This window comes from Rhizobacter sp. P3_B12 (genome assembly GCF_056402895.1).
In genome coordinates this window covers 1-2,806 of the sequence record NZ_JBFUGN010000825.1, presented here as the reverse complement: position 1 = coordinate 2,806, position 2,806 = coordinate 1, and the positions used below count along the sequence as shown (strand labels likewise).

At 70.4% G+C, this 2,806-nt stretch carries 3 protein-coding genes; 1 reads left to right on the top strand and 2 read right to left on the bottom strand.

The annotated features are described in order from the left end of the window. On the top strand, nt 1-222 hold a 222-nt coding region (locus AC1D01_RS28620; protein ID WP_477872450.1), incomplete at its 5' end, for a hypothetical protein. On the opposite strand, the gene AC1D01_RS28615 is transcribed toward AC1D01_RS28620, so the two are convergent. Both AC1D01_RS28615 and AC1D01_RS28610 read right to left on the bottom strand, forming a co-directional pair. Continuing rightward, entirely contained in the window at nt 206-721 is a 516-nt protein-coding gene (locus tag AC1D01_RS28615; RefSeq protein WP_477872448.1) for an energy transducer TonB, read from the bottom strand. The genes AC1D01_RS28620 and AC1D01_RS28615 overlap by 17 nt on opposite strands. Before the next feature lie 99 nt (nt 722-820). Next, on the bottom strand, nt 821-2,806 hold a 1,986-nt coding region (locus AC1D01_RS28610), incomplete at its 5' end, for a peptidoglycan DD-metalloendopeptidase family protein (protein ID WP_477872446.1).

Here is a 2,806-nt window from a genome sequence, read left to right as displayed (position 1 = left end):
CGCTTCGACGACAAGGAGGCCGATGCGCTGCTGCTGCAGGGCGAGGCCTGGCTCGCGGAGGGTGATGCGAAGGCCGCGCGAGCGCCGCTGATGCGCGCCGTCGCATTGCGCGAGCGGCTGGCCGGRCCGGACAGTGCGTGGCTGGCCGAGGCGCGGGTGGCGCTGGCGCGCTGCCTGCGGGCACTGAACGAACGCAGTGCCCGCCTCAGTCGGCTTTCATGAGAAAGCGCACGGGGTACTGCATTGCACACGGCGCGCCGTTGCAGCGTGCCGGCTTGTACTTCGCCTTCATCAGCACGCCGGCAGCGTATTGAGTCAGCCGGTCATCGGGCGAGGACATCACCGACACCGCCGTCGCTTCGCCGCTGCTGTTCACGTCGACGGCGAGCAACAGCCTGCCGTTGACGTGCAGCCGGTTCCTCCCCTCCGCCAGCGCCCGCACGATGCCGCGCGGACCGTTGAGCGGGTAGGGCGGTTCGTCGTCCGGCCCCATCTCCTCGTACTGCGCCTTCACGATGCGTTGTTGCTGCGGCGTCAGCTCGCCCCAGGGCTTGTCCAGCGGCAGGTTGGAATTGGCCACCTCGCGCACGATGTGCGTGCCGCCGCTCGGCTCGGTCTGCTTCAGCGAGTAACGCTTCGGCGGCGCGGCATCGGCGGCAGGGGCGATCAGCGGCGCGCACAACAGCAGCCCGGCGGCCAGGGCGATGAGGTTCTTTCGCATGCGGGCAGCATAGCTTTCCTGACACGGGGGAATGTGTCATCAATGCGGTGGAATGTGTCGGGCCGCCGCGCAGGAACACGGCGGCCCGGCCCCGGCGGTTCAGGCACTCAGCCCGAGCGAATAGCCAGCCGGCATCCGCGCCTCGATCCCCGGGAACCACACCTGGCCGATCGCCGGCAGCTTGACCCGGCTGCCCAGCGCGGCGCTGCCGGTGAACACGTCGAAGTGCGCGCCGTAGATCGCGCCGCCGGTGTCGTTGACGGTGAACCAGCCGTCGTGCACGAAGCTGCCGCCGCGGCCGTCGGGCAGCGTCAGGCCGTCGTACTCCCTGATGTAGACCGGCGTGTGCGCCGGCACCAGCCCGCCGTGGCCCTTCCAGCGCGGCTCCGAGTTCGCCTTCAGCCCGAGGTCGGCCGCCAGCGTGCGGAACGGCGTGTACGAGACACCCCGCTGCATGCCATAGCCCACGCCGCGCCTGCCGGCGGGCACCTCGTGGAAGGTCATCGCGCCCACCACGCGGCCGTCCTTGACCGAGATGCCGGAGTACCTCGTCGACACCGGCGGCTTGCCCTGCGCCGCGAGCCGCGCGTTGCGGCGCGCGTAGGCGCGCTGGTGGTAGTCGAGCACCGCGGCATAGCGTTCGTGCGACACCGCGGTCGATTGGCCGGTCACGTTGACCAGCCGGCCATCGCTCAGGCGGGCCGTGCCTTCCAGCGACAGTTTTGCGAAGAAGGCCGGGCTGCCTTCGGCGATCGTGCGGCCGTCGTCGCCGAGGACCGGGATGCGGACGGCGCCGGTCGGCTCGTCGGCCTGGTCGACGACGTGGTAGGTCGTCAGCCGGAAGGTGCGGTAGGCCGACGGGTCGGTGGGCGGTTGCGGATGGGGGCCCGAGGTTGCGGTGGACGGCGCGGGAGGGGGTGAGGTCGTCGCCGGCGCGCTCGCCCCGGCCGACGCCGTCCCGTGCTCGCGCAGCGACAGCAGGTAGCGCGTCGGGTTCAGCAGCGAGGCCGGTGCATTCTTCTCGTCGCGCCACCAGCGGGCGGTGTTGGTGCTGCCCTTCACATAGGTCTCGAAGTGCAGCATCGCGGTGTCGCTGACGAAGCCGATGGCCTGGCCCGCGGTCACGCGGTCGCCGACCGACAGGCCGTTGCGCTTCAGCGAATCCTTCGTCAGCTCGCCGTAGTTGACGACCACGCCCGAGCCTTCGTGCTCGATCAGCAGCCGGTAGGTCTGCTGGCCCGACGCGGCGGCGTAGAAGAACGCGAACGACACGATGGTGCCGCTCTCGCAGGCCAGCACCACGTCGCCCTTCTTCGCGAACAGGTCCACGCCGACATGCCGGCGCCGCGTGGCCACGCCGTTGCGCTTGCCCTTGCGCTCGGCGAGGAACATGCGGCCGGCGCGGCCCTCGATGCCGTTCGGCTCGCGGAACTTGTACGAGATCACGCGCGCCTGTGCATGCGTGGTGCGCAGCGGCCAGTGGCTGCCGGGCGGTGGCAGCGGCGCGAACGGCACCGGCCGGCCCGCAGGCACCGGCACGGGTGCCTTGTCGCCGAGAGCCTGGTCGAGCTCGTCGGGCGTTTCCATCTCGGGCTCGAGTTCGTCGACGGCCTCGGGCTCGGCGTCGGCGGCTTCCTCCTCGTTGTCCTCGAAGGATTCGGCCTCGTCGTCGGGGCTTTCGTCGTCGGACAGGGCTTCGTCATCGCCTGCCTCGTCGTCGCCTGTTTCGTCATCAGCAGCCTCGAACTCGTCCGCGAGCACCTCCAGTTCGTCATCACCCTGTTCGTCATCGTGCTCGGCCTGGCCGTCGATCTCTTCCAGTGCATCCGGGTCCTCGCCCTCCGGCGGCAGCCAGTCGTCCAGTTCGTGTTCGCCACCACCAGCCAGGCCTTGCAGCAGCGCCGGCAATTGCATCCCCGGCACCTGGTGGTGCTGCCCGGTCGTCATCTGCGTCACATGCAGGTTGCCGCCGCGAGCGCGCAGGAAGGCGGCGCCGCCCTGGCGGTCGGTCGCCGAGCCCTTCAGGTAGAAGAAGTGCGCCTGCAGGCCGGGCCGGTCGGCAAGCCAGCGTTTCCATTCCACGGG